This is a genomic window from Thalassospira sp. MCCC 1A02898, from assembly GCF_001618185.1.
GTDB lineage: Bacteria > Pseudomonadota > Alphaproteobacteria > Rhodospirillales > Thalassospiraceae > Thalassospira > Thalassospira tepidiphila.
In genome coordinates, this window is record NZ_LPXK01000014.1 from 149,660 (window position 1) to 174,380 (window position 24,721).

The 24,721-nt window shown below is 55.8% G+C and carries 21 protein-coding genes; 12 read left to right on the forward strand and 9 right to left on the reverse strand.

Features of this window, described 5'->3' with window-relative positions:
- The first annotated feature begins 90 nt into the window (after positions 1-90).
- Entirely contained in the window at positions 91-858 is a 768-nt protein-coding gene (locus AUQ41_RS20140; protein ID WP_063090467.1) for an NAD kinase, read from the forward strand.
- On the forward strand, positions 855-2,033 hold the full coding sequence (gene argE / locus AUQ41_RS20145; RefSeq protein ID WP_063090356.1) for an acetylornithine deacetylase: 1,179 nt from the start codon (positions 855-857) through the stop codon (positions 2,031-2,033). Before AUQ41_RS20140 ends, argE begins: the two co-directional genes overlap by 4 nt.
- A gap of 5 nt (positions 2,034-2,038) precedes the next feature.
- Here argE and AUQ41_RS20150 read toward each other — a convergent pair whose 3' ends face one another.
- From AUQ41_RS20150 to AUQ41_RS20165, 4 genes are all read right to left on the reverse strand, one after another.
- Positions 2,039-2,482, reverse strand: coding sequence for a sarcosine oxidase subunit gamma (locus tag AUQ41_RS20150; RefSeq protein ID WP_198155664.1), 444 nt, complete (start codon positions 2,480-2,482; stop codon positions 2,039-2,041).
- A 91-nt stretch (positions 2,483-2,573) separates the two neighbouring features.
- Positions 2,574-5,549, reverse strand: a complete 2,976-nt coding sequence (locus AUQ41_RS20155) for a sarcosine oxidase subunit alpha family protein (RefSeq protein WP_063090359.1) — start codon at positions 5,547-5,549, stop codon at positions 2,574-2,576.
- Positions 5,546-5,824: a sarcosine oxidase subunit delta gene (locus AUQ41_RS20160; protein WP_063090361.1), complete on the reverse strand. Its 279-nt coding sequence runs from the start codon at positions 5,822-5,824 to the stop codon at positions 5,546-5,548. The genes AUQ41_RS20155 and AUQ41_RS20160 overlap by 4 nt, the downstream gene beginning before the upstream one ends.
- 12 nt (positions 5,825-5,836) lie before the next feature.
- Positions 5,837-7,087 carry a sarcosine oxidase subunit beta family protein gene (locus AUQ41_RS20165; RefSeq protein WP_063090468.1) on the reverse strand — a complete coding sequence of 417 codons (1,251 nt, stop codon included), beginning with the start codon at positions 7,085-7,087 and terminating at the stop codon, positions 5,837-5,839.
- A 141-nt stretch (positions 7,088-7,228) separates the two neighbouring features.
- On the opposite strand from AUQ41_RS20165, the gene AUQ41_RS20170 reads away from it, so the two are divergent.
- The 4 genes from AUQ41_RS20170 (at position 7,229) to AUQ41_RS20180 (ending at position 12,643) form a co-directional block, all read left to right on the forward strand.
- On the forward strand, positions 7,229-8,239 hold the full coding sequence (locus tag AUQ41_RS20170; RefSeq protein ID WP_198155665.1) for a GlxA family transcriptional regulator: 1,011 nt from the start codon (positions 7,229-7,231) through the stop codon (positions 8,237-8,239).
- A 292-nt stretch (positions 8,240-8,531) separates the two neighbouring features.
- Positions 8,532-9,878 (forward strand): ammonium transporter, encoded by a 1,347-nt coding sequence (locus AUQ41_RS20175; RefSeq protein WP_063090363.1) that lies wholly within the window; start codon positions 8,532-8,534, stop codon positions 9,876-9,878.
- 36 nt (positions 9,879-9,914) lie between these two features.
- Positions 9,915-10,079, forward strand: a complete 165-nt coding sequence (locus tag AUQ41_RS21085) for a hypothetical protein (RefSeq protein WP_165374900.1) — start codon at positions 9,915-9,917, stop codon at positions 10,077-10,079.
- Positions 10,080-10,258: 179 nt separating this feature from the next.
- Positions 10,259-12,643 carry a DUF1989 domain-containing protein gene (locus AUQ41_RS20180; RefSeq protein ID WP_063090365.1) on the forward strand — a complete coding sequence of 795 codons (2,385 nt, stop codon included), beginning with the start codon at positions 10,259-10,261 and terminating at the stop codon, positions 12,641-12,643.
- A gap of 127 nt (positions 12,644-12,770) precedes the next feature.
- Here the strand turns inward: AUQ41_RS20180 and AUQ41_RS20185 are convergent, their stop codons facing one another.
- From AUQ41_RS20185 to AUQ41_RS20205, 5 genes are all read right to left on the reverse strand, one after another.
- Entirely contained in the window at positions 12,771-14,132 is a 1,362-nt protein-coding gene (locus AUQ41_RS20185) for an NAD(P)-binding domain-containing protein (protein ID WP_063090367.1), read from the reverse strand.
- 70 nt (positions 14,133-14,202) lie between these two features.
- A complete protein-coding gene (locus tag AUQ41_RS20190; protein WP_063090369.1) occupies positions 14,203-15,243 on the reverse strand; it encodes a DUF3445 domain-containing protein in 1,041 nt (346 codons plus the stop codon).
- Positions 15,244-15,257: 14 nt separating this feature from the next.
- Positions 15,258-16,223: an oxidoreductase gene (locus AUQ41_RS20195; RefSeq protein ID WP_063090371.1), complete on the reverse strand. Its 966-nt coding sequence runs from the start codon at positions 16,221-16,223 to the stop codon at positions 15,258-15,260.
- Positions 16,220-16,831, reverse strand: a complete 612-nt coding sequence (locus AUQ41_RS20200) for a dimethylamine monooxygenase subunit DmmA family protein (protein WP_063090373.1) — start codon at positions 16,829-16,831, stop codon at positions 16,220-16,222. Before AUQ41_RS20200 ends, AUQ41_RS20195 begins: the two co-directional genes overlap by 4 nt.
- Positions 16,832-16,912: 81 nt before the next feature.
- A complete protein-coding gene (locus AUQ41_RS20205; RefSeq protein WP_063090375.1) occupies positions 16,913-18,046 on the reverse strand; it encodes an aminomethyltransferase family protein in 1,134 nt (377 codons plus the stop codon).
- A 394-nt stretch (positions 18,047-18,440) separates the two neighbouring features.
- Here AUQ41_RS20205 and AUQ41_RS20210 point away from each other — a divergent pair, with 394 nt between their 5' ends.
- From AUQ41_RS20210 to purU, 6 genes are all read left to right on the forward strand, one after another.
- Complete coding sequence (locus AUQ41_RS20210; RefSeq protein ID WP_174713875.1) at positions 18,441-19,145, forward strand: XRE family transcriptional regulator; 705 nt, start codon at positions 18,441-18,443, stop codon at positions 19,143-19,145.
- A gap of 118 nt (positions 19,146-19,263) precedes the next feature.
- Entirely contained in the window at positions 19,264-20,160 is an 897-nt protein-coding gene (locus AUQ41_RS20215) for a glutamine amidotransferase family protein (protein ID WP_063090376.1), read from the forward strand.
- A gap of 83 nt (positions 20,161-20,243) precedes the next feature.
- On the forward strand, positions 20,244-20,930 hold the full coding sequence (locus AUQ41_RS20220) for a GXGXG domain-containing protein (protein ID WP_063090378.1): 687 nt from the start codon (positions 20,244-20,246) through the stop codon (positions 20,928-20,930).
- Between the two features lie 66 nt (positions 20,931-20,996).
- Entirely contained in the window at positions 20,997-22,325 is a 1,329-nt protein-coding gene (locus AUQ41_RS20225) for an FMN-binding glutamate synthase family protein (protein ID WP_063090379.1), read from the forward strand.
- 87 nt (positions 22,326-22,412) lie between these two features.
- Positions 22,413-23,717 carry a type III glutamate--ammonia ligase gene (gene glnT / locus AUQ41_RS20230; RefSeq protein ID WP_063090381.1) on the forward strand — a complete coding sequence of 435 codons (1,305 nt, stop codon included), beginning with the start codon at positions 22,413-22,415 and terminating at the stop codon, positions 23,715-23,717.
- An 82-nt stretch (positions 23,718-23,799) separates the two neighbouring features.
- A complete protein-coding gene (gene purU, locus AUQ41_RS20235) occupies positions 23,800-24,684 on the forward strand; it encodes a formyltetrahydrofolate deformylase (protein WP_008892009.1) in 885 nt (294 codons plus the stop codon).
- Positions 24,685-24,721 lie beyond the last annotated feature (37 nt).

Genomic DNA, 24,721 nt, shown 5'->3' on the forward strand with positions numbered 1-24,721 from the left:
TCACGCAGCCCCTTGCAATTCAGTGCAAAGCGTACTCTATTGTTCGGCCATGCCCTTTCGGGCGAGCCCCAAACATCCGTTGGATCGAAGATGCAGCTTGATTCCATCGCCTTCGTTGCAGCCGAAACCAAAATCGCACAGGATGCGATGTACCGGCTAAAACACAGATACGGCCACATTGCGCCCGACAAGGCCGACGTGATCGTAGCCCTTGGCGGCGACGGGTTCATGCTGGAAACCCTGCACCGCTATATGGGCCGCAAGGTGCCGATCTATGGCATGAACCGGGGTACGGTCGGATTTCTGATGAATGAATTCCGTGAAATGAATTTGACCGACCGCATCGCAGAGGCCCAGACGGTCGAGCTGCACCCGCTTCAGATGGAAGCCCACACCGTTTCGGGCGAAAGCCTGTGTGCGCTGGCAATCAACGAAGTGTCGCTTTTGCGTGAAACCCGTCAGGCCGCCAAACTGCGTATAAAGGTTGATGGCGTCGAACGCCTGGCCGAACTGGTTTGTGATGGCGCACTTGTTTGCACGCCGGCCGGCAGTACGGCCTATAACCTGTCGGCACATGGTCCGATCCTGCCGATGGGAAGCGGGTTGCTTGCGCTCACCCCCATCAGTCCGTTTCGCCCGCGTCGCTGGCGCGGGGCACTTTTGCCCCATGGCGCAGAAGTCGAATTCCTGATCGAGACCCCCGAAAAGCGTCCGGTTTCCGCCGTTGCCGACTATACCGAGGTTCGCGATGTCTCCCACGTGAAAATCCGTGAAGACCGCAGCATGAAAATCAAGCTGCTGTTTGATCCGGAACACAATCTTGAAGAACGTATCCTCAAGGAACAATTCGTCGAATGACCACCGTCGCACTTGCCCCGTCAGAAAATACCATTGAATGGTGCCGCAAACTGATCCGTCACCAATCCGTCAGTATGACGCCCAATCTGGCGCTGATTGACGAGGTAAAGGCATTCCTGGATGGTTTGGGTTATGACACGCTGGTTGTGCGCGACCCGTCTGAAACCAAGGCCAATCTTTATGCCACGATCGGCCCGAACGTTGCGGGTGGTGTGATCCTGTCAGGCCACAGCGACGTGGTCCCGACCGAGGGCCAGAACTGGGCATCCGATCCCTACGAGATTGATATCCGCGACGAGAAGCTTTATGGCCGCGGATCGTGTGACATGAAGGGTTTTCTCGCCTGCCTTCTGGCCAAGGCGGAAACCTTTAAGAACGCCAATCTTCGGGTGCCAATCCATCTGGCTTTCACCTATGACGAGGAAGTCGGTTGTCTGGGTGTGCCCAGTTTGGTTGAGGCGATTAACAACCTACCGCACAAACCGGCCATGTGCATCGTTGGTGAACCGACCGAAATGAAGGTCATCACCCAGCATAAGGGCAAGTTTTCGGCGCGTGCGCATTTCACCGGTCGCTCAGGGCATTCGTCGTTGCCGCGCGAAGGGGTCAATGCGGTTGAATTTGCCGCCGAACTGGTGGTGTTCCTGCGCAAGCTTGGCCGGGAATGCCGCGAAAACGGCCCACATGATGACGAGTTTGAACCAAACCACACCACCTTCCATACCGGTGTGATCAAGGGTGGCACGCAGCTCAACATCATTCCGCAGAATTGCTTTGTGGATTTTGAATTCCGCAATCTGCCCAATGATGATCGCGAAGCGCTTAAAGCCAAGATTTACGATTACATCGAAAATACCCTCGAACCCGAAATGCGCGAGATTTACGACGATGTCGGCATCGAGGTTGAAGTAATTTCCGATATGCCGGGCCTTGCCACCGGCGATGACGAAGAAGTCACCAAACTTGTCATGGCGCTCACGGGTGCCAACACCACCGGCAAGGTCAGCTTCGGTACAGAGGCCGGCGCATTTTCGGCCCTTGGCGATATCCCGACCGTGGTCTGCGGCCCGGGCAGCATCGAACAGGCCCACAAGCCCGACGAATTCATCGAGCTTGATCAGTTGGGCCGCTGCGAAGTGTTCCTCGACAAGCTTCTGGCGGTTTTGGTCAAGTAAGCGGCTTAGCGGAACTCGGCCGCCATATGGTGCAATTCATCCCAGAGGCTAGCTGCAAAGCTGCGCAGAACAATCAGCTCGAAACTGTCATAGTCAATCCGGGTGATCATTGCCCCGATGTGCCCAATCTGGGTCATGGCCGACTGACCGATGGCATATTGATCAATTGACAGGTCAACCATGGTGCCCTTGGCCAGAACGGTTCGCGACGAAACGCCCGACAACCTCATGCGCACCCGGCCGTGCGTCTGATCGGCCAGTGCAAATTGGCTGGGGAGCGCTGCCTGAATTTCTGCCAACCGGTCAGAAGAAACATCCGCATCCCCCACCCAGAACCATTGATTTGGCGCGGATTTGCGCACATCCGCGCCATGTTCCGGGGCGATCTTTGCCAGCACCTTTTTCAGGGCCGCTTCATCGCTTTTGGCATCGCCCAGCACATGGATCACAAATCCACCCCTCACCGGGGCGAGATTGATTGATGCGCTCGCGCCCGCCGCGACGTGGGGCGGAAATACGCTACGGTTTTCTAATGGATAATCACGCATGGAGTTTCTCATTTTCCGGATCGACAAAGGCAGGATTGCAAAGGATGCCGGTGACAGTCTTTCCGGCCAAACCATTCCAGATGACCACTTCTTCACCAACGCGGCTCGGGCCGTTTTTCACCAGCGCCAAGCCAATCGCATGGCCCAATGTCGGCGAGTGACACATTGAGGTGACATACCCCTGATCATTGGCAAGACTGACCTCATCACCGGGATTAAGGATATGCGATCCGGTGGCGAACTTGTCAGACGGTGATTTCGGCTTGATCCCGACAAGCGACGGTCGCGATGGATCCACCAGCCCTTCGCGCAGGTTCATCACCCGACCGATGAAATCATCCTTCTTGGCGGACACCATCTTGCCCATACCCAGGTCGGCCGGCGTCACCGTGCCGTTGATTTCTGCGTGGGTGACATGGCCCTTTTCGATCCGCATGACACCAAGGGCCTCGGCCCCGTATGGCGTGAGCCCGAATTCTTCCCCGGCAGCCATGATCGCATCCGCAACGCTTTCGCCATATCCGGCGGGTATGGCGATTTCATAGGCCAACTCGCCCGAGAACGAAATGCGGAACAACCGCCCCTTCAGGCGTCCACCAAACATCGATACTTCGCGCGCCGCCAGGAACGGGAAGGCCTCGTTCGAGATATCATCATCAATGATTTTGGACAGAACATCGCGTGATTTGGGCCCGGCAACCGCCATCTGCGCCCACTGATCGGTTGCAGATGCCAAACGGACATCCAGCTCCGGCCACAGCACCTGCGCGCAGAATTCCAGATGGGTCAGCACCCCGGCGGCAAGGGCCGTCGTCGTCGTCATGAAGTAATGATTTTCGCCAAGACAACTTGTCGTACCGTCATCATACACAAAGCCATCCTCGCGCAGCATGATGCCATAGCGCGCCTTGCCCACCGGCAATTTCAGAAACGCATTGCAGTAAACCCGGTTCAGGAATTCTGCCGCATCAGCGCCAAAAATCTCGATCTTGCCAAGGGTCGAAACATCACAGATGCCGACCTTGGTTCGCACGGTATTGACTTCACGATCAACGCTGTCACGCCAGAAAGTCTCGCCATCCTTGGGGAACCAGCTGGAGCGATACCAAAGCCCGGTTTCGACAAACTTTGCGCCATTGCGTTCCGCCCAGCCATGCAGGGGTGATTTGCGCACTGGCTGGAAATCCATTCCCTTGGATGCGCCAACCAGCGCACCGAAAGACACCGGCGTATAAAACGGGCGGAAGGTTGTCGTGCCAATTTCGCCGGGCGATACACCCTTGTTTTCCGCCAGAATGCCAATGGCATTCACATTCGATGTCTTGCCCTGATCGGTTGCCATGCCATTGGTGGTATAACGTTTGGCAAGTTCGACATGATCATAGCCTTCACGCATGGCGAGCGTGATGTCAGATGCCGCAACGTCATTCTGATAATCGACAAAGGCCTTGCCCTTGCTTGATGCCACCCGCCAGATAGGCTGGATAGGGTCGACTTTTTCCTCGTTCTGCTCGACGCCCGGAAGTGACGCGGCCTCGCCTATCACACCCAGTTCTGCAAGCGCCTTGACCGCGGCGGCCCCACCGTCGGCAAAGCAGGCCGCAATACCGGCTTTTCCGGCAACTGCCCCGCAGGGCGTCATGCCATCGGTATTTTCCGGCGGCATGAAGCCGACATGCGCGTCCGACCAGACCGGTTTGCCACCGCGATGACAGGCCAGATGCACAATCGGGCTGTATCCGCCTGATACGCCAAGGGCATCAACCGCAATCACCTCGTCACGGCCGTCATCATGGCGGACCGTGATCGATTTGATCTCCTTGCGACCCGCAGTATCGCGCACCATCGCACCGGCAATCAGGCGTGCCTTACCGTCATAATCAGTATTCGGGCAGGTGCGCGGATCAATGATCGCGGCGACCTCGATACCACGTGCCTCAAGGTCCATCGCGGTCTGATAGGCCTGACTGTTATTGACAAACAGCGCCACCCGTTTGCCCGGTGCCACACCATAGGCATTCAAATAGGTGCGCATGGCACCTGCCATCATCACGCCCGGTCGGTCATTGCCACCAAAGACAATCGGACGTTCTTCCGCCCCGGTCGCCAGAACCACCTGCCGGGCAACAATCCGCCACAGACGTTCCATGGCGCGATGGGGATTAATCTCGTGTTCTGGCAGATGCTTTTGCACCCGTTCGACCGCGCCAAACACCTGATCGTCATAGGCGGCAAAAACGGTGGTCCGCTTTTTGATCTCGACGTTGGGAAGGGCGTACAATTCACCAATCATATCGGCAAGCACCGCGTCTGCTGGCTTCCCGCCAACCGGGCTTCCCTCGGCGATCAAACCACCACCAAGTTGCGCCCCTTCATCAGCAATGATCACGCACGCCCCGGCCCGCCCGGCCGTCAGGGCTGCGGCAAGCCCAGCCGGCCCCGCCCCGATCACCAAAAGATCACAATGTGCCCAGCATTTTTCGTAATAGCCGGGATCGGGATCATAGCTTGCCCGGCCAAGACCAGCAGCCTTGCGGATCAGTGGCTCATAGACCTTTTCCCAGAAGGCAGCCGGCCACATGAATGTCTTGTAATAGAACCCGGCACCTAAAAGCGGACCAAGCAAGCCGTTGGCCGCCCCGATATCAAAATTGACATTCGGCCAGCAATTCTGCGATCGCGCTTCAAGCCCATCAAAAAGTTCCGCCATGGTGGCACGGGTGTTGGGATCACGCCGCCCGTCCCGCCCGATGGTCAGAAGCGCGTTGGGTTCCGCTGCCCCGGCGGTCAGGATGCCGCGCGGGCGGTGATATTTGAAACTGCGGCCAACCAGCTGCCTGCCATTCGCCAACAGGCCTGATGCCACCGTATCGCCACCGAAGCCAGTGAGTATTTCGCCATTAAAGGTAAAGCGCCGCACATCATCACGGTCAATCAGGGTACCGCCATCAATCCGGAAACTGGTCATCGTGCGCCCTCCGTCTTCAAGGTGCTGGCATCGACCACATCAGACGTTTCGTGGGTCAGGGTATTGCGCGTCAACACCAGCCAGCGACGACAGCCGCCGGAATGATGCCAGTATTCGCGATGTTCACCACGCGGGTTGTCGCGCAGATATACATGATCGAACCATACGGCTTCATCGGCACCGGCACTTGGGCGCGGGGTGGCGACTTCGCCGCGGATTGTGAATTCCTCGCGTGGGCGCAAACCGCAGTGAGGACATTTGACAAGACTACTCATTTCCAAATTTCCTCAATGCAGGTTGGCCTGGGCGCCAACGCCCTTTTCATCCAGAAGATAACCGCGTGCAAAGCGGTCCATGCGAAACGCGGTTGCGGTTTCATGCGGCGTATCGGTCGCCAGCAAATGGGCAAAGCAATATCCCGACGCCGGGGTTGCCTTGAAGCCGCCATAACACCAGCCGCCATTGAAATAGAGATTGCCAAGATGGGTGCGATCCATGATCGGCGACCCATCCATGCTCATATCCATGATACCGCCCCAACTGCGCAGGATACGCACCCGCGACAGTGCAGGGATCATCGCCATGCCGGCCTCGGCCACATGTTCCACGCACGCTAGGTTCCCGCGCTGGGCGTAGGAGTTATAACCTTCGATATCCCCGCCAAACACGAGGCCACCCTTATCAGATTGCGAGACATAAAAATGCCCCGCGCCAAAGGTGACCACGGTATCGATGAACGGTTTCAATCCTTCGGACACAAAGGCCTGAAGCGCATGGCTTTCAATCGGCAGGCGCATATCGACCATTTTGGCGACATGGCTTGAACTGCCAGCCACCGCCATGGCCAGCTTGTTACACGTGATCGCACCCCGTGTGGTTTGAACCCCGGTGATCTGATCGCCATCGCGGTCAATGCCGGTGACTTCGCAATTCTGGATGATATCAACGCCGTTCTGATCGGCCCCGCGCGCAAAGCCCCACGCAACGGCATCATGGCGCACCGTGCCGCCGCGCGCCTGCATCAGCCCACCCATGATCGGGAACCGGGCATTTTCATAATCCAGGAATGGCAGCTTTTCACGCAGCTGATCACGGTTAAGAAGTTCCGCATCCACCCCGTGCAGGCGCATGGCGTTGCCACGCCGCGTATAGGCATCGCGCTGGGCATCGGAATGAAACAGATTGATCACGCCGCGCTGGGACACCATGGCGTTGAAATTGAAATCCTGTTCAAGGCCTTCCCACAGCTTCATCGAAAATTCGTAGAACGGGTTATTGCCTTCAAGCAGGTAGTTGGATCGAATGATTGTCGTATTCCGCCCGATATTCCCGGATCCAAGATAGCCCTTTTCAAGCACGGCGACATTGCGCACGCCAAACACCTTGGAAAGGTAATAGGCGGTTGCCAATCCATGCCCGCCACCGCCGATGATGATCACATCGTAATGCGGTTTCGGATCCGGATTGCGCCAGGCCGGCTTCCAGTTCTTGTTCTTGGAAAATGCATTGCCAAGCAATGACAGGGCTGAATAACGCATCATCGATCTTTCGCTGTTGCCCACATCGGGTACCCAGCAATCTTGACAGAGGTGCAAATTGCAGCTTGTCTATTAAAGACATCCAATAACACAAATGCGACATCGCGATATTATTGTCGCCCAACGCGGGATACCGGCGTCATGAGCTCAGACACCCAAAACAGAACCACACGCACCCCGCGTACCGGGCAACTTGACGCCAAACCGGTTCCGGCCACCCAGAATATCGGTTTCATGTTGCTGCCCGATTTTGCGTTGATGTCTTATGCCTCGGCGATTGAGCCGCTGCGTGCGGCCAACCTTCTGGCGGGGCAGCCGATCTACAAGGTTTTGAATTACTCGGCGGCGGGTGGAAACGTTTTATCCTCGTCGGGCACGATGGTGCCGACCACCCCGCTGTCGCAGGCCCCGACCAGTTTGCACACCCTGTTCATCTGTGCCGGCGGACATCCTTCGCAATGGCAGGCACCGGGTATGCTTGGTAATTTGCGCAAACTGGCGCGCTGGGGCGTGCGTATGGGCGGCATATCAAGCGGGGCTTACGTTCTGGCCGCCGCCGGGCTTCTGGGGCAACGTCAATTCACCATTCACTGGGAACATGCCCCGGCCTTGATCGAAGCCTTTCCCGATCTGGAACCCCAACGCGCACGGTTTGTCATCGACGGGAATCGCATCACCTGTGGCGGCGGGGTGGCACCGCTTGACATGATGCATGCCATGATCGCCGAAAACCTTGGGGCGGATTTCGCAACCCGGGTGTCGGACTGGTACCTGCACACCCACGTCGGGCAATCGGGCGGCCCGCAACGGGCATCGCTTGCTGAACGCTATAACGTCCATCATGCCGGATTGCTTCGGGTTCTCGAAAAGATGGAAACCACCATCGAAGACCCGAAAACCCGCGACGAAATGGCGCGCTTTGCCAGGCTTTCAACCCGGCAGCTTGATCGCCTGTTTGATCAGCATCTTGGCAAGTCGTTTCTTGAAACCTATCGTCAGGTCCGGCTTGAACATGCCCGCAAGCTTTTGACGCAAAGTGCCCTGACCATTTCCGAGATCGCCTTTGCCACCGGCTTTTCCAACAGCAGCCATTTTTCACGCAGCTACAAAGATGCTTACGGCGTGAAGCCAAGCGAAGCGCGCGGTCTCTGACCCGAACACTCTCTAGATCAAAAGCCCAACCCAAAGATGCATTTCCCACCCCGGGAAATAGACGGAATCGGCACGACTCCGGCAATCTGCATATTTGATATGCATTGAATTTTAGCGTCTATTTTTTGTTCAAATTTTCTCTTGATCGATTCTATATTTTTTTAGATCATTGATTTTCCTGTAATTTTTGCGACGCACAATAAAAAACACATTTGCGCTTGTTCACTACAGGGAATTGAATTTTAATAAAAGGAATGTCCATCGGGGGGCATTTTGTGATGGAGAGACTAAAATGGAACAATCCGTACCAGAGTTGATGGCGAGGCTGGACAGCCTTGAAGCATCGCTCAGCATGGCAACGACCATCAATTCCGAAGTATTCTATTGGTGGTGTACTGCACTGATGCTTGCAATTCACGCAGGCTTCCTTGCGTATGAAATGGGTGCATCGCGTGCGAAGAACGCACTGGCATCCGGTATGAAAAACCTGATCGCTTTCGCATTCCTGATCCCGGCCTTCTATTATATTGGCTGGTGGATCTATCTTGCGTTCCCGACCGGCTTCACCATTTCCGACGGCTCCGAGGCAGGCCTGCCCTGGAGCGAATATATGGGTCCGAACCTGACGGATAACGCGTCGGGTATTTTCTATGCGGCCTTCACGCTGTTTGCGGCAACCACTGCCTCGATCATGTCGGGCTCGGTGATCGAACGTATCCGTATTTCCGGCTTCACCATCCTCGCCCTGTTCCTGGGCGCTGTTGTCTGGATCCTCGGCGCATCCTGGGGCTGGCATCCGGATGGTTGGCTCACCACCGAGTGGGGCCTGCATGACGTTGGTGCGGCGGGTGCCGTTCATACCATCGCTGGCTTCTTCACCCTTGGTGTTCTGATCAACCTTGGTCCGCGTATCGGTCGCTTCAATGCCGACGGTACCGTCAACAACATCGACGGTCACAACATGCCAATGTCGCTGATTGGCCTGATGCTCATTGTTATGGGCTTCTTCGGCTTCCTTGGCGGCTGCATCATCTATACCGGCGACACTTGGATGACCATTTACAACACCCCGGCAACCCTGTCGGCATTCGCGTTCAACACCCTGATGGGCGTTGCAGGCGGCATGATCGGTGCGTATCTGGTCACCCGTGATCCGTTCTGGATGATGTCTGGTGCCCTGATCGGTGTGATTTCCTCTGCACCGGCACTTGACCTTTACTATCCGGGTCTTGCCTTCCTCGTCAGCTTTGGCGGCGGTTGCGTAATGCCGAAACTCAACGACATCCTTGTTGAGAAATTCAAGATCGACGATGCGGTTGGCGCGGTTGCCGTCCACGGCTTTGGCGGTGTCTGGGGTCTGGTCATGGCCGGTATCTTTGCGTCTGGCTATCAGAACGTTGCCGGCCCGGAGATCTCGTTTGTTGGTCAGCTTTCAAGTGCCGTCGTCTTCATGATCCTTGGCTTTGCACCGGGTTACGTTCTGTCCCTGGTGCTGAAGCTTGTTGGTCTGCTGCGTGTGTCTGAACAGGCAGAAGTGGCTGGCCTTGACAAGGCAGAAGTACCGGTCCGCGCATATCCGGAAAGCACCGTTCCGGCAGCGTTCACCAACGATCCGACTTCGCCGACCCCGGCTGAGTAAGATCATTCTGACACATTGAAACAAGGAAACTGAAACATGAACTCAGCTCCGATTACCAGTTGGGAAGGTGCAGAAGCCTACTTCACCTTTGCTGACAAACCGGCTCTGCTCGTGGCGCTTACACTTGTTGGTGTTGGCGTGTGCATCTGGACCATCGCCTCGATGGCCATTCACGAGAACAAAGCATACAAAGACATGTAATCTGATTGATGCAAAGCAATACAATGACGCCCTGAACCCTTGGGTTATTGCTTTGCTCAACTGACACAGCGAGAGGCCAGTGTCAAAACTGACCTCTCTGCCTTTTCCCGATAAAGTAAAAACACCAAATACCCTTCAGGCCTGCCACTTTCAGATCATTCACCGCACACGAGGCCACAATGATCGACCTTGCCCGAACACCGGAAACCTATCCGCACGCTGTCCGCGCTGCGCGTCCCAGTCGCATCATCAATGCCGGACGGACTGCGATGGCGCGCAATCGCGAACGCTATGAAATTCCCGGACGGGGCGCGATCATGATTTCGGTGCGAGAGGGCGATCAACTCGCACTGCGCAATTGCGAAGGCATGCAATCGGTTGAACTGATCGGCCTGACACCATCCGGTGCCGCACGGCCCGAGATTTTTGAACCTTTGGCACATGGCGCGCCGCATGGTTTGATGGATCTGATGTCTGATCCGTTTGATGTCAGCCTGACACGCTTTGCCAAGACCTTGCGCAAACGCGATATCAAACTTGAAACCTGCCTTGCCCATCGGCTTTTTGGTAATGCCAGCCCACCCGGCGATACGGTCGAACTGACCATCCAGCTTGACGGGTTTGTCATCATTGCCACCCCGGCACCGCTGATGCGGATCGATGCGCACAATACCGCGACACCGGTCACTGCCCTGATCAAACGCGCCCATCATTCTGATACCTACAGCTTCGCGCTGCCCGACCCGCTGGCCGATCCGGTTGTGGATTTGCGTGTGCATTCGGCCACCGCCGAGGCCTATGAAATCAAGGCCGGGGATTACATCCAGATTCTCGACGTTGATGGACGGCAATGCACCGACTTTCAGTGTTTTGATGCGCGCAAACTTGATCGCGGCATTCAGAACCCGCTGGATGTGACCACCACGCGCACATTGATGGGCCACGCCTATCCGATGCCGGGTCTGCACGGAAAATACTATGATCAGGACATGGACCCACTGGTCGAGGTCATTCAGGATACCTGCGGGCGTCATGACGCCTTTGCCATGGCCTGTGCGGCGAAATATTACGATGATATCGGCTATCCCGGTCATGTGAACTGCACAGACAACTTCAACACGGCCCTTGCCAAACATGGCGTTGATCCGCGGGCTGGCTGGATGGCGATCAATTTCTTTTTCAATACCGGCATTGATGATCACGGCGTGATGTATGCCGATCAGCCCTGGTCGCGTCCGGGCGATTATGTGCTGTTGCGCGCAATGACCGACCTTGTCTGCGTGTCATCGGCCTGCCCGGATGGCACATCGGCGGCCAATGCCTGGAAACCGACCGACATCCATATCCGAAGTTACGATGGTGCTGAAAAATTCAGCCACGCCGTTGCCTGGCGCCCGACTGCAGAGGCCGAAGCAAAAATGACCAAAGAAACCGCCTTCCACCCGCGCACAAGCGAACTGACCCGCAACTTTGTCGAATATAAGGGTTTCTGGCTGGCCCATGAATATACCGGCCACGGCATGATCGAAGAATATTATGCCTGCCGGGAAAAAGCCGTGGTCATTGATTTGTCTGCCTTGCGGAAGTTCGAAATCACCGGCCCGGACAGCGAAGCGCTGATGCAATATTGCCTGACGCGCAATGTCAAAAAACTTGGCATCGGCCAAGTCGTCTATTCCGCGATGTGCTATCCGCACGGCGGTATGATTGATGACGGCACGTTGTTGCGTCTGGGGCAGGATAATTTCCGCTGGATTTGCGGCGATGATTACAGCGGTGTCTGGCTGCGTGAACAGGCCGAAAAACTTGGCCTGCATGTCCTGATCCGCTCATCGACCGATCAGATGCACAACATCGCCGTTCAGGGCCCCAAAAGCCGCGATATCCTGCGCGAAGTCATCTGGACCCCACCCCATCAGCCGTCCATGGATGAAGTCGACTGGTTCAAATTCACCATCGGCCGGATCGGTGACGCCAAAGGCGCGCCTGTTGTCGTCTCCCGCACCGGCTACACCGGCGAACTTGGTTATGAAGTCTGGTGCCATCCCAAGGATGCCATTACCGTCTTTGACGCCATCTGGGCGGCAGGCAAACCACACGGCCTGACCCCGATGGGATTGGGAGCCCTTGATATGGTTCGGATCGAGGCGGGCTTGATCTTTGCCGATTATGAATTTTCCGATCAGACAGACCCGTTCGAAGCCGGGATCGGCTTTACCGTGCCGCTTAAATCCAAGGAAGATGACTTTATCGGCCGTGATGCCCTGATCCGGCGCAAGGAACATCCATCGCACAAACTGGTGGGCATCGAGATTGATGGCAATGTCACCGTCGGCCATGGTGATTGCGTTCATATCGGACGTGCGCAGATCGGTGTGATCACCAGTGCGGTGCGATCCCCCATTCTGGGCAAGAATATCGCGCTGGCGCGGGTTGATATCGCGCACGCCGATATCGGCACCGAGGTCGAGATTGGCAAGCTTGACGGACATATGGTCCGCCTGCCCGCCATCATCACCGCCTTCCCGCATTATGATCCCAAAAAGGAAAAGCCGCGGTCCTGAAACGCGCGGCTTATAAACCCCAAAAGAAACCCCGCAGCCATGTCGACTGTGGGGGTGACTGCGAGTTTGGTTAAGGGAGACGGCGGACTTGCGCCCGCTTCTTTGAAAGCCCTGAAAGTTCGGCTGCCTATTCGGCAGCCGTTTTCTTGCCGACCTGCAAATAGGCTTCAAGGCTGTCATCAAGTTCGTCCAGCCACGGCGTGTGATGGGCTGGTGACATATTGCCCGTCATCAGCGACCGATAGGACTTGTTGCGATAGCCCATGATGTCGTCGGCCTTGTCATGTTCCCATTCCTCGAAGGTCTTGTTCACCCCTTCGATATCGAACATCGGATAGTCCGTCATTTCGATCAGATGGGCGGTGTAATCGCCCTGGAACCAGATCATGTCGTGGTCGTCCTTAAGACCTTCTTCGCGATCACGCCAGGCTTTGCTGTCGGCCTTCATCTCGTCCTTGGCTGGCAAGGGAATGCGGCCCATGATCACATCACGGGCAAACCAGGCCTGCGCATCAAACATGTTGAAGGTATAGAACTGGTCCTGCATGCCGAGATACATCATCTTCGGATTTTCTTCCCAGACGACACCTTTATAAAGACCAAGCGGCCACAGGCGGTTATCGGTCTTAAGACGCAGATCATCGGTCAGGAACGGGAAGTGATGCTGATAGCCTGTGCACAGAATGATCGCATCGACGTCGCGTGATGAACCATCCTTGAAATAGGCGGTATTGCCATCAACCTTGGTCAGAAGCGGGACCTCTGCCCAGTTATCGGGCCAGTCAAACCCGATCGGGTTGGTGCGGTGGCTTACCGTCACAGATTTGCAGCCATATTTATAGCATTGCGATCCGATATCCTCGGCCGAATAGGACGTGCCGATGATCAGGATATCCTTGCCCTTGAATTCCAGTGCGTCACGGAAATCATGGGCATGCAAAACACGCCCGCCAAAGGTATCAAATCCCGGGAATTCCGGCACATTCGGTGTCGAGAAATGACCATTGGCAACAATGACATGATCAAATTCCTCGGTCGAAACCACATCATTTTTCAGATCATGCGCGGTCACCAAAAACGTTTGGCTTTCTTCATCAAACTCAACACTGCGGACCGGGGTTCTAAAACGCACCCACGGGCGGACGTTGGCCTTTTCAACGCGGCCCTTGATGTAATCCCAGATCACCGCGCGCGGCGGATAGGATGCGATGGGTTTGCCGAAATGTTCCTCAAACGTGTAATCGGCAAATTCCAGGCATTCCTTGGGCCCGTTCGACCACAGATAGCGATACATCGATCCGTGGATCGGTTCGCCATATTCATCAAGACCGGTGCGCCAGGTGTAGTTCCACAAACCACCCCAGTCTTCCTGACGTTCAAAACACACAATCTCGGGGATTTCGGCCCCTTTGGCGGCAGCAGATTGAAATGCACGCATCTGCGCCATGCCTGACGGACCGGCGCCAATAATCGCAACACGAAGTGTCATAGCCTTAAATCCCCAATAAAAGCGTTACTTGTCTCCTCTGCCCGGCATATGCCGGATCGTTCCTTTGGTCTTAATCGGGGAAGATCCCCGGTGACGTCGGCGCCCCGTCGTCAAATTGTGAAAGCCACTCGACCAGGATCGGGTGGTAGCGCGACAGCCCCTTGTAATCGACAAGTTCGGGCCGCAAATCGCGCATGACACGATGCAGGCGACGCCCCCATTTCGGCTGGGTCACCACTTCGTTCATCGCCATCAAATAAGTCCGGATCGGAAACAGGATCGCGTTGGATCGCGGCAGACGCCAGAACGTCTGAAGCTCCACACGCAGATGGACCTTTTCACCGATATTTTCCGGCGTCACGGTCATGCGGTCCGGGCCCCATTTTGGATAATTTTCCGGGCTGGTATCGAGACGCGGATTAACCGTCAGCGTCCAGTTCAGGCGACGTGATGGCTGCCCCTGCGGCAGGGTCAAAAGGAATTTCAGCGCACGCTGGAACACACCCAGTTCGTGGGCCAACGGCACGGGCGCATGCCATTCAAAGAAATTCATGCCAATGTCGAAATCAAGTGACCAGTCAGCCTGCGCGGTAATGATCCCGGCATCCATCCAAAGATTGCCATCGCGCTGATCAAGGATAGCGTGATCGCCTTGTACCTGACGTCCGATATATTCCATCGGATGGCAGGGCAGTTTTGAACTGTCACCAAAGGTAAAGGTATCGTCAATCTGAAGCGGCTTGTTGATCCAGTGCCAGCGATCGCCATCCATGGTCAGTTTGAACAGATCAGGATAATCGCGCGCCTTGGACACCATCACCAGTTCAAGGAAATCCCACCCCGCCGTTTCCATATGCGGCAGGGCCTGACACCGACCGGGATCGTCTGCCAGAACAAGGGCGCGGTCCTTCATTTCCGCGACATAATGTTCATCAACATCGAATGCATTTTCAAACGGGCTGCCGGCACGCGCAGCGTGATGCGGTTCGATATTGGTCGAATACATATATTCGTCTTCCGGGAACGGGAACGGAAAACGCGGAATGTTTGACGGGCTGTTGGCGTAGGTGAAATCACCGCGGAAGCTCTCGTCCTTAAACTGGATGGTCATGACTGAAATCCCCCTTACAGGTCAAGTTCAAGGCGTTTGCCACGGAACCGCGAAACACACGGCATGATCCGTTGCCTTGCCGCACGCTGTTCTTCGTCAAGCCAGTGGTCGTTGTGCATGATCTCGCCCTCACAGGCGACAACCACCGTTTCGCATTGACCACACGCCCCGCCCCGGCACATGCAATTGATCGGGGTTCCGGATGCCTCGACTGCCTCAAGCAGGCTTTGTTCTGCACCCACCGTGATATCAATCCCGGCCCTGGCCAGATGCACTTCAAAGGGCTCACCAACCGGCGGGGCCAGGAAGTGTTCGAAATGAACGTGTGCGGCAGGCCAGCCAAGACTGGTCGCAGTCTCGACCACCCGTTCGATCATGCCCTTTGGGCCGCAGACATAGACATGCGTGCCAAGGGGCTGACTGGATAAAAGCGTTTCCAAATCAACGCTTTCGCCCTGATCATCGCAATAGCACGACACGTGATCACCAAACCGATCGGCAAGGCTGTCCATATAGGCCGCCTGCGATACGGATCGCGCGGCATAGTGCAGTTCAAACGGCACGCCGAGCTTATCGGCCTGCATCATCTGTGCGATGAACGGCGTGATCCCGATGCCGCCCGCAATCATCAGGTGCTTTCTGGCCCGCAGGTCCAATGCGAACAGATTGACCGGGGCAGAGATTTTCATCTGCATGCCAGGTCGCACCTGTTCATGCATGAATTTCGATCCACCGCGCCCGGTATCGTCACGGCGAACCGAAATGGCATATTGGTCGCGCTCGAACGGGGAGCTCATCAGCGAATAGGGATTTTTACGTTTGGTGCCGTCATCAAGCATCTCGACCACGATATGCGCCCCACCCGAAAAAGCAGGCAGTTCATCACCATTCACATGCTTGAATTCGAACCGTTTGATGATCGGGTTGACCTCGACCACGTTGCTGACAACCACCGGAATCAAATGATCGGACGCACTCATTTGAACACCTCCTTGATTTCGATTTCTTCAGACGGGTCTTCGGCATTGATGCAGACACCCTGGAATGCCGCCAGCCGTCGGGAATAGTGATCACGCACGAGCAACATCAAATCACAAGACGGACATTTGACCGGCTGGGTCGTGACATCCTCGATCATGGTTTTGCAGTGAACGCACTGAACGCGCCGCGCCAGACTGCCGCGATGCTCACATTGCACGGCGGTATGATCCAGCCCACATGCCTCGCCCTTGGCAACACCCAGCCCGACCAGGCCTTCGGTCCCGGCGAGATAGAGCTGACTGCCCATCTTGGCGTCCGATAACCAGTCGCCGAGTTTTGCGACGGCTTCTTCGATGGTCGGGAAATGTTCGAACCGTTTGGCCCCCAGCGCATAAAGCGACGTGATAAGCGCGGCTTCGCCCGGGGTTGGCACATAAAGGATATGCACCTTTTCCATCATGTCGCGCGGCAATTCCTGCACGACCCGAATGACACATTCGGCACCGGATGCATCGGCCAGAAAATAATGCGCCAGACCCGGCACGATTTTAAGCGTGCCATAGGTCGGACGGGAAAGAATGCTTTCTTCGATAAGACTCTCAGACATGGTAGCGGGTCCCATTCTGTCAGAAACCTCAAGGATCAGGCGCTTGATCCGGGGGCCTCTGACAGCCCCCGGTCGTTTGGCTTAACCCTTGGCTGTTCTTTTCAATTTTTTGGGGTCGTCAAATGGCATGGTATGGGCCATTCCGCCGAGCATGCCTTTTTCACCCGTCACTTCGAGCTTCACACCCTGTTCGGCGCAATCCACCGCCAGACGGGCGATGGCCATTGTCTGATCCTTAAGCGGTGAATACATCGCACAGGTCACAACGCCGACCTTGGCCCCGTCCTTGAACACCTCGGCCCCTTCGGCCGGGACTTCCTTGCCATCAAACAAGATGCCAAAGATCTTGAAGCGTTCCTTGCCTTTCAGGCGGTAATGTTCCTCGGCACCGCGGAAGCCGGTCTTGCCCGGACTGACGGTGAAATCAAGGCCAAGCTCCCACAGGGTATCGCCCGGCCCTTCGTTTTCGAACGGGTACATCTGCGAGTTATCATAGGGATAAAACAGCAGGTAGCTCTCAACACGCAGCATATCAAGTGTCGTAAAGCGGGTCGGGATAATGCCCATATCCTTGCCCTCGGCAACGATGCGGTCCCAGATCATTCCGGCATCCTGACCACGACAGAAAATCTCATAACCGCGCTCCCCGGTATAACCGGTGCGCGAAATCATTACAGGCAGGCCAAACAACTGCGTCTGCGTATGATGGAAATAGGGCAGATCGCGAATACCCGGTACATATTCCGCCAGATAATCGACCGCAAGCGGCCCCTGCAGAGACAAATCATGAAGGTTGTCATCAAAACGAACCGATACATCACGGCCCATGGCCGCCTTGGTCAGTTCTTCATGCCCGGTGCCCGATCCGTGCACCACCATCCACGAATTCGGCCCCATGCGATAAATCACGCAATCATCGGTGAACTTGCCCTGATCATTAAGCATGCAGGCATAGACCGATTTGCCCGGATAGATCTTTTCGACATTACGCGTGGTGGCATAGTCGATCACGTGGGATGCATGCGCGCCGGTGATATGAACCTTTTTCAGGCCTGAAACATCCATGATCCCGGCCTTGGTGCGGATCGCGATGTATTCCTCGTCCCAATCCTTGTCATAGGTCCAGGCAGTGCCCATACCGCTCCAGTCTTCAAGATTGGAACCAAGCGCGCGATGCCGATCGGCAAGGGCTGAAAATCTCCAGCTTGCAGTCATAGTGATGGCCTCCTGATATGATCGCCTTTGCGCACAATCAGCGCGCTATTATCGGCTTATTTTGTTCCATATTTTGGCGGCATCTTGTTCGCGAACGCAATAATTATTTTTCATATTATTCAATTTTTATTCCTTAAAGGCTATTTTCTACGGCATTGCAGCAACTTCCATCCCCACCCCTCATATCGCCTTTCCGGAAATTTATTTTCCCTGGAGTTGATAAATATTTCCTACCAGTGTAAGTCATGCCTATGGCGTATGGCCGATCAATAAGGGCAAAAGCCCGGGCGCATACGACCGATAAAAAAGCAGGCCGCATCAAGTGGCCGTTCGAGGAAACCAGAAACGAGCGGACCCGCACCGGGACAAAACCGGTGACGGAGGACAAGCCAGCATGGCAAATAGCAAAACAACACAAGCACCGCAGACCACCGCCAATAGCGAGCAAGGATCAGGCATGGACACCAAGAGCAAACCCGCCGCCCTCACACAGGACCCGCACGCGCTCCGTGAACCCAAGGAAAACAATCTGGAAATTGCCATCGGCCATGAAGTCCGAGCGCTCCGCAAGAAGCTTGGCATTACGATTTCCGATCTGGCGTCGGCAACCGGGATTTCGATGGGGATGTTGTCCAAGATCGAAAACGGCGTGACCTCGCCGTCGCTGACCTCGCTTCAGGCGCTGGCAAGTGCGCTGGGCGTGCCGGTGACTGATTTCTTCCGTCGTTATGAAGAACCGCGCAATGCGGTGTTCGTGAAATCCGGCGAAGGTGTTGCGATTGAGCGCCGCGGCACGCGCGCAGGCCATGAATATAACCTGCTGGGTCATATCGATAACAACACAAGCGGTGTGGTGGTCGAACCCTATTTGCTAACGCTTACCGAGGAGTCGAGCAGCTTCCCCGCGTTCCAGCATGAAGGCATGGAATTCATCTATATGCTTGAGGGTGAAGTTCGTTACCGCCATGGCGATCAGCTTTACTACATGAAAGAAGGCGACAGCCTGTTCTTTGATGCCGATGCCCGCCACGGACCGGAAGAACTTCTTTCATTTCCAATACGTTACCTATCGATCATCTGCTATCCCGCCCGGGGATAAGCATTCACTCCGGTGAAAACATCAATTCACTGAGAAGAAATTTTTATTCTTCATAGTTGATTCCGCATTCGCGAACAGGTAGTCTCCGTTTCAGAAACAGAATGGAGACTGTCCTGCCATGTGCGGCATTGTTGGTTTATTCCTTAAAGATAAAAGTCTGGAACCACAGCTCGGCGCGTTGTTGTCTGAAATGCTGGTGACCATGACCGACCGTGGCCCCGATAGTGCGGGCATCGCAATTTATGGCGCAGATCAGAATGATCTGGTCAAACTCACGATCCAGTCTCCGGAGCCGGAAACAGATTTTGCCGGCCTGACCGAAGACCTGCGCAAAGCCGGGATCAAAAACGCATCCATCCTGCCCAAAAACACCCATGCGGTGATTACGGTTTCAAGCGATCAGATCGATGCGACCCGGACAGCACTTGAAGAACTTCGTCCGAATGTCCGCGTCATGGGAACGGGCACGGCGATGGAGATTTACAAGGAAGTCGGCCTGCCCAAGGACGTGCTTGAGCGCTTCAAGATTTCCGACATGTCCGGCACCCACGGGATCGGCCATACCCGCATGGCCACCGAAAGTGCGGTGACCACCCTTGGCGCCCACCCGTTTTCGACCGGTTCGGACCAATGCCTTGTGCATAATGGTTCGCTGTCGAACCACAACAACCTTAGGCGCGAACTGACCCGCGAAGGCATTCGCCTTGAAACCCAAAACGACTCAGAGGTCGCTGCCGCCTATCTGACCGGTGAAATGGCCAAGGGCAAAAACCTGGGCGAGGCCCTGACAAGTGCGCTTGATGACCTTGATGGGTTCTTCACCTTTGTGGTTGGCACCAAATCGGGCTTTGGCGTTGTGCGTGATCCGATTGCCTGCAAACCGGCCGTGATGGCGGAAACCGATGCCTATGTCGCATTCGGGTCCGAATACCGCGCACTGGTCAACCTGCCGGGCATTGAAGACGCCCGCGTCTGGGAACCGGAACCGGCCACGGTTTATTTCTGGGAACACTGATTAACACGAACCCTGTCGGCTGCTGCCATGTGCGCGCCGACCTGACTGCAAAAACTCTGCGGTCCTATGAGGAAGGAACACAAATGCCAGTGTTTGATCTTGCAACCACCGAACTGCGCGCGCTCAATCAGGCGCTTCATGCGCTTGATAAAAGTGGTGTGCCCGAGGATTTCGAAATCACCAATCCGCGCGGCGCACATGCCGTGGCGGTCGGCATCGACGCACCGGTCAATGTCACGATTAATGGCAGCGTCGGTTATTACTGTGCAGGCATGAACGAACAGGCCACCGTCACGGTCAATGGCAATGCCGGTCCAGGTGTTGCTGAGAACATGATGTCGGGCAAAGTCGTGATCAAAGGCGATGCCAGCCAGTATGCCGGGGCCACCGCCCATGGCGGTTTGCTGGTGATCGAAGGCAATGCATCGTCACGCTGCGGCATTTCGATGAAAGGTGTCGATATCGTCGTTAAGGGCAATATCGGCCACATGTCGGCCTTCATGGCGCAATCGGGCAACCTTGTTGTTCTGGGCGATGCGGGTGATGCGCTTGGTGATTCGCTTTATGAGGCGCGCCTTTTCGTGCGCGGCACGGTCAAAAGCCTTGGTGCCGATTGCGAGAAAAAGGAAATGCGGGCGGAACATATCGACCTTCTGACCAAGCTTCTTGCAGATGCAGGCATCACGGATGTGAAGCCCGAAGAATTCACGCGATATGGCTCGGCCAGAACCCTTTACAACTTCAGTGTCGATAATTTCGACGCCTATTGATGCGGCACGCTGAACGCCGCGCGGATCAAAACACCGAGCGCGTCAGCCCAAAGACAGGATCAGACCATGACCTACAAAAATCCCGTTACGACGCCGCGTAAATCGGCAACCTTTGATGACTACACCCTTTCGGAAATCCGCCGCGCAGCCGCAACAGGCATCTATGACATCCGCGGTGGTGGTGCGAAACGCCGGGTCCCGCATTTCGATGACTTGCTGTTCCTTGGCGCATCCATGTCACGCTATCCGCTCGAAGGCTACCGCGAGAAATGCGAAACCGCCGTCACGCTCGGCACCCGTTTTGCCAAGAAACCGATCGAGCTTAAAATTCCAATCACCATTGCTGGTATGAGCTTTGGCTCCCTTTCCGGTCCGGCCAAAGAAGCCCTTGGGCGCGGCGCATCGGCGGCGGGCACATCGACCACCACCGGCGATGGCGGCATGACCGAGGAAGAACGCGGTCATTCGACCCAGCTTGTTTATCAGTATCTTCCGTCACGTTACGGCATGAACCCGCGCGACCTGAAACGCGCCGATGCGATTGAAATCGTTATTGGTCAGGGCGCCAAACCGGGCGGCGGCGGCATGCTGCTGGGTCAGAAGATCTCGGATCGTGTTGCCGAAATGCGCAACCTGCCGATGGGCATTGATCAACGATCCGCCTGCCGTCATCCCGACTGGACCGGCCCGGATGATCTTGAGATCAAAATTCAGGAAATCCGCGAAATCACCGACTGGGAAAAGCCGATCTTCATCAAGGTCGGTGGCGCACGCCCTTATTATGACGTGGCTCTTGCGGTCAAGGCCGGTGCCGATGTCATCGTGCTGGATGGCATGCAGGGCGGCACAGCCGCGACCCAGGAAGTCTTTATCGAACATGTCGGTCAGCCGACCCTTGCCTGCATCCGCCCGGCGGTAAAAGCATTGCAAGACATGGGCATGCACCGCAAAGTACAGCTGATCGTTTCGGGCGGTATCCGCAACGGTGCGGACGTTGCCAAGGCGCTTGCCCTTGGTGCGGATGCCGTTTCCATCGGGACTGCGGCCCTGGTCGCGATTGGGGATAATGACCCGAAATGGGAAGCAGAATATAACGAACTTGGCACCACCGCTGGTGCCTATGATGACTGGCATGAAGGTCGTGATCCCGCAGGCATCACGACACAGGATGCCGACCTGATGAAACGGGTTGACCCGATTGCCGCCGGACGGCGACTGGCCAACTATCTGAAGGTCATGACCCTTGAAGCGCAAACCATTGCACGCGCCTGCGGCAAAAATCATGTGCACAACCTCGAACCCGAGGATCTCTGCGCACTGAATATCGAAGCGGCCGCCATGGCTGGTGTACCGCTTGCCGGGACCAACTGGGTTCCGGGTCAGGGAGGATTCTAGAACAGCTAACCTACCACCGGACCGGGTGCGCCCCAAGGCGTGCCCGGGGAACCGGTGGTTATTGATAAAATTCGTCAGGGGACTTCTATGACCAAGGATCTATCAGCCTTTGCCCGGGAACGCGGCATCAAATACTTCATGATCAGCTTTACCGACCTGTTTGGCGGTCAGCGCGCCAAACTTGTCCCGACCCAGGCAATTGCCGACATGCAGGAAGAAGGTGCGGGTTTCGCAGGTTTCGCCACCTGGCTTGACCTGAGCCCGGCCCACCCCGACATGTTCGCCATTCCTGATCCTAGCTCTGTCATCCAGTTGCCCTGGAAACCGGAAGTCGCCTGGGTTGCCGCCGATTGCATCATGGAAGGCACACCGGTCGAACAGGCCCCGCGCAACGTTTTGAAAGCACAGATTGCCAAGGCCGCCGAGCTTGGCCTCAATGTCAAAACCGGGGTCGAGGCGGAGTTTTTCCTTGTCACCACCGACGGGTCGGAAATTTCTGATCCAGCCGATACCGCCGAAAAGCCTTGCTATGACCAACAGGCTGTCATGCGCCGTTATGACGTGATTGCCGAGATTTGCGACTACATGCTTGAACTCGGCTGGGGTGCGTATCAGAACGACCACGAAGACGCCAATGGCCAGTTTGAAATGAACTGGGAATTCGATGACGCACTTAAAACTGCCGACAAGCATTCCTTTTTCAAGTTCATGGTCAAATCAATCGCCGAAAAGCACGGCCTGCGCGCGACCTTTATGCCCAAGCCCTTCCCGGGCCTGACCGGCAATGGCTGCCACTGCCACGTGTCGGTTTGGGATAATGACGGCGCCAATGCCTTTGCCGATAATGACATGCCATTTGGTCTGTCGGCCAAGGGCAAGCATTTCCTTGGCGGCATCATGAAGCATGCCTCTGCCATGGCGGTGATCACCAACCCGACGGTCAATTCCTATAAGCGTATCAATGCGCCGCGCACCATGTCAGGCGCGACCTGGGCCCCGAACACCGTGACCTGGACGGGCAACAACCGCACCCACATGGTCCGCGTTCCGGGGCCGGGGCGCTTTGAACTGCGTCTGCCCGACGGGGCAACCAACCCCTATCTTCTTCAGGCCGTGATCATTGCGGCCGGTCTTGATGGCATGGCAACCAATGCCGATCCGGGACCGCATTACGATATCGACATGTACAAGGAAGGGCATTCGATCAAGGATGCTCCGCGTCTGCCACTGAACCTGCTCGATGCCCTGCGTGAAATGGGCTCTAACGAAGAGCTCCAGCTTGCGATGGGCAAGGAATTCTCAAGTGCCTATCTCAAACTCAAACAAACCGAGTGGAATTCTTACGTTTCTCACTTTTCCCGCTGGGAACGTGAGAACACACTTGATATTTAATGCTTCTGCCCGGCCTTATCTCATTCCCCGATGGACGGGGCCGGGCAATTTTTGATTATTCCAAACGAGAAAGCCAGACGCGATGAAAAGCTACGTTCTGACTGTTTCCTGCGATTCTCAGCGCGGGGTGGTTGCTGCTATTTCGACTTATTTGGCAGATAACGGCTGCAACATTACCGATAGCTCCCAGTTTGACGACCAAGAAACCGGCTTGTTCTTTATGCGGGTTGCCTTCGTCAGCGAAGAAGGTGTTGATCAGGAAACCCTGATTGCAGGCTTTGAGGGTCCGGCAGCAGAACTTGGCATGAAGTACGAAATCCATGACAGCTCCGAGAAGATGAAGGTTCTTCTGATGGTGTCGCGGTTTGGTCACTGCCTGAACGATCTGCTGTATCGTTGGAAAATCGGCGCGCTTCCGATTGATATCGTTGGCGTGGTGTCAAACCACCTTGACTATCAGAAGGTTGTCGTTAATCACGACATTCCCTTCCACCACATCCCGGTCACCAAGGAAAACAAGCCCGAAGCCGAGAAAAAGCTTCTTGATGTTGTTTCTGACTATAACGTCGAACTGATCGTTCTGGCCCGCTACATGCAGGTCCTGTCTGACAGCCTGTGCAAGAAAATGAGTGGCAAGATCATCAATATCCACCATTCCTTCCTGCCAAGCTTCAAGGGGGCCAACCCGTATCAACAGGCCTATGTGCGCGGGGTCAAACTGATTGGCGCAACAGCGCACTATGTCACCGCCGACCTTGATGAAGGTCCGATCATCGAACAGGACATTGCGCGCATTACCCACGCCCAGAACTCGGCCGATTATGTGTCGATTGGCCGCGATGTCGAAAGTCAGGTGCTGGCGCGTGCGGTCCACGCCCATATCCACCACCGTTCGTTCATCAACGGCAACCGCACCATTGTCTTCCCGCCAAGCCCGGGAAGCTACGCATCGGAACGCATGGGCTAAGCCCAAAACACCTGCGACAATCAAAAACGCCCCGGCC

Excerpts from the sequence above, each read along its gene's own strand:
- AUQ41_RS20165 (WP_063090468.1), bottom strand. The coding sequence starts at position 7,087 with ATGCGTTATTCAGCCCTGTCATTGCTTGGCAATGCATTTTCCAAGAAC.
- AUQ41_RS20140 (WP_063090467.1), top strand. The coding sequence starts at position 91 with ATGCAGCTTGATTCCATCGCCTTCGTTGCAGCCGAAACCAAAATCGCA.
- AUQ41_RS20195 (WP_063090371.1), bottom strand. The coding sequence starts at position 16,223 with ATGAGTGCGTCCGATCATTTGATTCCGGTGGTTGTCAGCAACGTGGTC.
- AUQ41_RS20170 (WP_198155665.1), top strand. The coding sequence starts at position 7,229 with ATGAGCTCAGACACCCAAAACAGAACCACACGCACCCCGCGTACCGGG.
- AUQ41_RS20210 (WP_174713875.1), top strand. The coding sequence starts at position 18,441 with ATGGCAAATAGCAAAACAACACAAGCACCGCAGACCACCGCCAATAGC.
- AUQ41_RS20160 (WP_063090361.1), bottom strand. The coding sequence starts at position 5,824 with ATGAGTAGTCTTGTCAAATGTCCTCACTGCGGTTTGCGCCCACGCGAG.
- AUQ41_RS20215 (WP_063090376.1), top strand. The coding sequence starts at position 19,264 with ATGTGCGGCATTGTTGGTTTATTCCTTAAAGATAAAAGTCTGGAACCA.
- AUQ41_RS20185 (WP_063090367.1), bottom strand. The coding sequence starts at position 14,132 with ATGACACTTCGTGTTGCGATTATTGGCGCCGGTCCGTCAGGCATGGCG.
- AUQ41_RS20180 (WP_063090365.1), top strand. The coding sequence starts at position 10,259 with ATGATCGACCTTGCCCGAACACCGGAAACCTATCCGCACGCTGTCCGC.
- AUQ41_RS20220 (WP_063090378.1), top strand. The coding sequence starts at position 20,244 with ATGCCAGTGTTTGATCTTGCAACCACCGAACTGCGCGCGCTCAATCAG.
- AUQ41_RS21085 (WP_165374900.1), top strand. The coding sequence starts at position 9,915 with ATGAACTCAGCTCCGATTACCAGTTGGGAAGGTGCAGAAGCCTACTTC.
- AUQ41_RS20175 (WP_063090363.1), top strand. The coding sequence starts at position 8,532 with ATGGAACAATCCGTACCAGAGTTGATGGCGAGGCTGGACAGCCTTGAA.
- AUQ41_RS20155 (WP_063090359.1), bottom strand. The coding sequence starts at position 5,549 with ATGACCAGTTTCCGGATTGATGGCGGTACCCTGATTGACCGTGATGAT.
- AUQ41_RS20225 (WP_063090379.1), top strand. The coding sequence starts at position 20,997 with ATGACCTACAAAAATCCCGTTACGACGCCGCGTAAATCGGCAACCTTT.
- argE (WP_063090356.1), top strand. The coding sequence starts at position 855 with ATGACCACCGTCGCACTTGCCCCGTCAGAAAATACCATTGAATGGTGC.
- AUQ41_RS20190 (WP_063090369.1), bottom strand. The coding sequence starts at position 15,243 with ATGACCATCCAGTTTAAGGACGAGAGCTTCCGCGGTGATTTCACCTAC.
- AUQ41_RS20200 (WP_063090373.1), bottom strand. The coding sequence starts at position 16,831 with ATGTCTGAGAGTCTTATCGAAGAAAGCATTCTTTCCCGTCCGACCTAT.
- AUQ41_RS20205 (WP_063090375.1), bottom strand. The coding sequence starts at position 18,046 with ATGACTGCAAGCTGGAGATTTTCAGCCCTTGCCGATCGGCATCGCGCG.
- purU (WP_008892009.1), top strand. The coding sequence starts at position 23,800 with ATGAAAAGCTACGTTCTGACTGTTTCCTGCGATTCTCAGCGCGGGGTG.
- glnT (WP_063090381.1), top strand. The coding sequence starts at position 22,413 with ATGACCAAGGATCTATCAGCCTTTGCCCGGGAACGCGGCATCAAATAC.